This is a genomic window from Paenibacillus sp. BJ-4 (assembly GCF_020404765.1).
In the GTDB taxonomy this organism is placed as follows: Bacteria; Bacillota; Bacilli; order Paenibacillales; family Paenibacillaceae; genus Paenibacillus.
Genome location: NZ_JAIVEM010000144.1, coordinates 1 through 6,229, shown reverse-complemented (window position 1 = coordinate 6,229; position 6,229 = coordinate 1). Strand labels below are relative to the sequence as shown.

Annotated in this window: 1 protein-coding gene; it reads left to right on the top strand. The window is 52.7% G+C overall.

Annotated elements, in window-relative coordinates; genetic code table 11:
- On the top strand, nt 1–6,229 hold a 6,229-nt coding region (locus tag LCF57_RS22285; RefSeq protein ID WP_226002670.1), incomplete at both ends, for an SDR family NAD(P)-dependent oxidoreductase.

The window sequence follows — 6,229 nt, the reverse complement described above, 5'->3', positions numbered from 1 at the left end:
AGGGAAATATTCGAAGCTGTTGGATTTATGGGTCAAGGGGGTCATGATCGACTGGAACAAGCTCTACGGCTCGGCTAAACGGAGAAAAGTCAGCCTTCCCACCTACCCTTTTGCAAATGAACGCTATTGGATAGACAAAATCGGTGAACATAACGGCAATAACTGGCCAGCCTCTGCCGAAGCCTCCGTGATTCATCCTCTGCTGCACCGGAATACGTCCGACCTTTCGGAGCAACGCTTCAGTTCAACCTTCACGGGCAAGGAGCCTTTCGTGGAGAACGATGCGGCTAATGGGCAGCGAATGATCCCCGGAGCAGCGTACCTTGAGATGGCCCGGGCTGCGGTGGAGCATGGGGCGGGAGCATGGAGCGGGGAACAGGCCGGAATATGGCTAAAGGATATCGTTTGGGCTCAGCCTGCCGTTGTGGGGAATCAGCCGATTGAGCTTAACATTGGCCTGTTCCCGGAGGAGAACGGAGAGATTGCTTATGAGATATATAGCGATGAACCGGAAAAGGCAGATGCCAAGCAGCTCGTATACAGCCAGGGAATAGCAGTCCCCAGCCCGCTTCCTAAGGCCCCCGCCCTGGATCTGCAAGCGGTACAGCAGGCGTGCGGCAGAAGCCTCCTGTCAGCCGAAGGGCTTACAGCCGGAGCCGCCGGTCAAGATTTGACCCGCTATGGGATAGAGAGCGTGCATGCGGGGGAAGGGCAAATTCTGGCGAAGCTTGGTTTGCCGTCTCCGGCATGCGATTCGGAAAGCCGGTTCGTCCTTCATCCGGGGCTGATAAATGCGGCGTTAAGGGCAGCCGCCGCGCTGACAGCCGGTACAGTAGATGACAAGCCCCGCCTGCCATTGGCGCTTCAGGAGCTGGAGATTTTCAGCACATGCGCCCCGAATATGTGGGCGTTCATCCAGTACAGCAGTAGCGGGAAGGCAGAGGATACCAGGCAAAAATTCGATATTGACCTCTGCGATGACAACGGAACGGTTTGTGTACGGATGAAAGGAATAGAGCTGCACATAACGGATGAAGGGATGGAGCAGAGAGCCGCTAAGAGCCGTATGCATCCTTCGGCCCCATCTTTGGAAGCAAGTGATGAAGCGAATCAGAGGTTAACTGATACAGCTATTCAATACCTGAGCGGACTGATGTCGGAGATTACACAAATTCCTGTAAACAGGCTGGATGCGGATGCGCCCTTTGACCAGTTGGGTTTGGACTCCATCCTGATTACCAGACTTAACCGGAAGATCGAGCAATGGACTGGAAAGCTGGAGGCCGCTTTATTTTATAAATATAACAGTATCCGGGCATTGGGAAATTACTTGACAGAGAACGATCCGGATGCGGTTTCCAAGCTGGTGGACAGACCCATAATCGAAGAACCCAAGTATGAAGCGCCGGCATATGTCAAAGAAATCCCTGTACTTGCTTCAATACGCTTCGCTGCCAGGGCTTCCCGAAACCGTAATTTTTCATCTGGTAAAAATAATGAGTATATTGATATTGCTGTAGTTGGGGTGGCTGGAAGATATCCAAATTCAAGAAATATAATGCAATTATGGGATAATATATATAATGGCAGGGACTGCATTACAGAGATTCCTTCAGACCGGTGGCCTCTGGAAGGATTTTACGAACCTGACCGGATCAAAGCCGTTGAAAGAGGACTCAGCTATAGTAAATGGGGAGGATTTTTAGACCACACGGATTGTTTTGACCCCTTGTTTTTTAATATTTCTCCAAAAGATGCGATGTTTATGGACCCGCAGGAGCGGCTGTTCCTGGAAGTGGCCTGGGAGTGCATGGAAGATGGAGGATACACGCGGGAATCGTTGAAAAAGGATGGATATGGAAATCGTATCGGCGTATTTGTAGGCGCAACGTTCAACAACTACCAGCTTTATATGGCCGAAGCAGCATACCGGGCCGGTCAGGATATGTTCATGGCGAACAGCCAGATCTTCTCGATTGCCAACCGTGTCTCTTATGTTATGAACTTTACAGGCCCAAGCCTGACCCTAGATACGGCCTGCGCATCCTCGCTCTATGCCGTTCATTTGGCTTGTGAAAGCATTCGTAACGGACAATCCAAAATGGCTATCGCCGGTGGAGTGAATTTATCTCTTCATCCCAGCAAGTATATTACACTGTCCCAGGGGCAATTCAATGCTGCGGATGGCAGATGCCGGGCCTTCTCTGAAGGCGGTACAGGTTATGTTCCGTCGGAGGCTGTTGGCGCAATTTTCTTGAAGCCGCTGAAGGATGCCATACAAGACGGGGATCAAATCTATGGTGTTATCAAAGGAACGGCTGTCAGTCACGGCGGAAGAACCAACGGGTATACCGTACCAAGCCCTGTCTCACAATCTTTGGCCATAGAAGAGGCTCTGCTGAGAAGTGAAATAGATCCTCGTACAATTAGCTGTATTGAAGCCCATGGAACAGGGACGGCTTTGGGAGATCCGATTGAGATCACCGGGCTGACGGATGTCTATAAAAAATATACAAATGAAACCGGATTTTGCGCGATTTCCTCCATTAAATCGAATATTGGACATGCAGAAGCTGCTGCGGGAATTGCGCAGGTTACCAAAATCCTATTACAACTGAAGCATCAAACACTTGTCAAAAATATAATGCACGGGGAAGGTCTCAATCCAAATATTGATTTTTCTAAAACTCCTTTTGTTGTACAGGAGAAGACAGAACATTGGAAACGGCCGGTAGTAGATGGACAGGAGGTTCCCAGACGGGCGGGAATCTCATCGTTTGGGGCCGGAGGCTCCAATGCGCACGTGGTGCTTGAAGAATATATTCCTGCACAGCAAGAAGCGGCCTCGGCTGCCGTTACCCAGGAGAAGCCGGCAATCATTGTGCTGTCGGCCAAGAATGAGGAACGGCTGAAGGAGCAGGTACAGAGATTGTTGGCCGCCATGGAGGAACAGCCATGGACGGAGGCAGACCTTCCAGATATAGCTTACACTCTCCAGACAGGGCGCGAGGCCATGGAAGAGCGGCTGGGAGTGATTGCAGACAGCATCGGGCAGCTCAAGGAGAAGCTGCGGAGCTTGGCGGCGGGACAGGATGAGATTGAGCATGTATACCGCGGAAAAGTCAAGCAAAATAAGGGGACCTCGGCTATTTTCACAGCGGATGAAGATATGCAAACAGCAATCGATTCCTGGATGATCAAAGGGAAATATTCGAAGCTTTTAGATTTGTGGGTCAAGGGAGTCATGATTGACTGGAACAAGCTCTACGGCTCGGCTAAACGGAGAAAAGTCAGCCTTCCTACCTACCCTTTTGCAAAAGAACGCTATTGGGTAGATAAAGTCGGTGAAAATAACGGCAATAACCGGGTGGCCCCTGCGGAGATCTCCGTGATTCATCCTCTGCTGCACCGGAATACGTCCGATCTTTCGGAACAAAGGTTCACTTCAACCTTCACGGGCAAGGAGTTTTTCGTGGAGAACGATGCGGCTAATGGGCAGAGGATTATACCCGGAGCAGCGTACCTTGAGATGGCCCGGGCTGCGGTGGAGCATGGGGCGGGAGCATGGAGCGAGGAACAGGCCGGAATACGGCTAAAGGATATCGTATGGGCTCAGCCTGCCGTTGTGGGGAATCAGCCGGTGAAGCTGAACATTGGCCTGTTCCCGGAGGATAACGGAGAGATTGCTTATGAGATATATAGTGATGAACTAGAAAAGGCAGATGCCAAGCAGCTCGTATACAGCCAGGGGATAGCCGTCCCCTGCCCGCTTCTGAAAGCCCCGGCTCTGGATCTGCGAGCGGTACAGAAGGAGTGCAGCAGAAGCATCCTTTCAGCTGAAGGGCTTACAGCCGGAGCCGCCGGTCAAGATTTGACCCGCTATGGGATAGAGAGCGTACATGCGGGAGAAGGGCAGATCCTGGCAAGGCTTGGTTTACCGTCTCCGGCACCCGATACGGAAAGCCGGTTCGTCCTGCATCCGGGGCTGATGAATGCTGCGTTAAAGGCGTCTGCCGCGCTGACAGCCGGTACAGTCGATGACAAGCCCCGCCTGCCTTTGGCGCTTCAAGAGCTGGAGATTTTCAGCACATGCGCCCCGAATATGTGGGCGTTCATCCGGTACAGCAATGGCGGCAAGGCAGAGGATATCGATCAGAAATTCGATATTGACCTTTGTGATGACAACGGGACGGTTTGTGTACGGATGAAAGCACTTATAACCAGGTCTTTGAATGGAGCGGTGGGGCAGATTGAGCCAGCAGCGGCTATTGAAACACTTTTACTGGAGCCCGGCTGGAAAGAACAAGCGGCCATAGAGGGAACTGGGGATTCTGGCTACGGCAGCCGCTTAGTAGCGCTCTGCGAAATCGGCGGTATTTCGCGCGAGGACCTGGAGGGCAACATGCCGAAAGCCCAATGCCTGGTTCTACAATCCGCGCAAGAAGAACTGGATCAACGCTTTCAGGAGTATGCTGCACGGATATTTGACGAAGTGAAGAGTATCCTCAAGGCCAAGCCCAAGGAAAAGGCGCTTCTGCAGCTTGTAGCTCCAGCCCGGGGCCAGCAGCAGCTATTCCGTGCTCTGTCAGGGATCCTTTATACGGCGCAGTTTGAAAATCCCAAGGTTATGGGGCAGCTTATTGAAGTAGAACCGGGAGAAGATGCAGGAAGTCTTATAGCCAAGCTGAATGAGAATAGCCGCAGCCTGGCGGATAAGCAGGTTCAATATATAGACGGAAAGCGCCGGGTGGCTGTCTGGAGTGAAATCAGCGCGGGAGCATCCAGAGTGAAGCCGCTATGGAAGGACCATGGAATCTATTTGATTACGGGGGGCGCAGGAGGCCTCGGGCTTATATTTGCCGGCGAAATTGCCGGTCAAGCCAAGCATGCGACGCTGATTCTGACCGGCAGATCCCCGCTTAACGAAGACAAGCAGTCTGCGTTAAAGGCGCTTGAGGCCGCCGGTGCGCGAGTGGAATACCGGAGAGTCGATGTGGTCCGCAAAGAGGAAGTGGCGGCTTTAATCCAGGGCATTCGGAACGATTACGGAGCCCTCCACGGAATTATTCACGGCGCAGGAATCATCCGGGATAATTTCATCCTGAGAAAAACCAAGGAGGAGCTGCAAGCTGTAATGGCTCCCAAGGTCAGCGGACTGGTCAACCTGGATGAATCCAGCCGGGACTTGCCGCTGGACTTCTTCATTTTCTTCTCATCCATGACCGGGGCTGTCGGCAATGTCGGCCAGGCGGATTATGCTATGGCTAATGCGTTCATGGATGCCTATGCAGGCTACCGGAACAGCCTGGTGCTGTTAAAGCAGCGCCAGGGACGGACACTCTCCGTCAATTGGCCCTTATGGAAAGAGGGCGGAATGCATGTGGATGAAGAGACCGAGAAGGTGATGATGAAGGATTTCGGGATTGCCCCCATGCGGACGCAGACCGGCGTTCAGGCGTTATACCATGCCTTTGCCTCCGGGAGTGACCGGGTCATGGTCATGGAGGGGAATCCGGTACGGTTAAAGGAAAAATTTCTGCCGGATTCTCCAGCTTATTCGGAAGCTCAGAATGGAGCTTTGCCGGAGCAAGTGCGGGAGGATTGCATAAGAAGAGTCGCCCGGCTGCTGCAAACGGGGACCGAGGACATTGACCCTGATGCAGAGTGGAATGACTATGGGCTGGATGTGGTGGCCCTGACCGGACTGGTTAACGAATTGAACCAAGCGTATGGACTCGACTGGACCTATGACATCTTTCTTGAATATCCGACCCTCCGCAGCCTGGCAGACGATCTGCTGGAAACCTGCAAGGGCCGCTTGCCCCGTTCAGTGGAAGGGGACGCTTCAAGTGCGCCTGCTGCTCAAGCTGTTTCGGCTTCGGCTATTGACACGGAACTATTGAAGGAAAAGACGCTGCACCAGCTCAAGGTTATGTTCGGCGACATTACCAAAATGCGTGTGTACAGCATTGATGGGGAAGAGTCTCTGGAGAGCTATGGCATCGACTCGATTATGATCAATCAGCTGAACCAGAAGCTGGGGGATATCTTTGGGGAGCTTTCCAAGACGCTGTTCTATGAATACCGGACCTTGCTGGAACTGGCGGAGTATCTGGTGTCCGACCACTCCCCGGGGTGCTTAAAATGGACGGGGCTGACCGAGCGGGTACAAGCCCTGCCAGAGCGGGTACAAGCCCTGCCGCCGCATGCGGCACAGGGGAATTTCGAT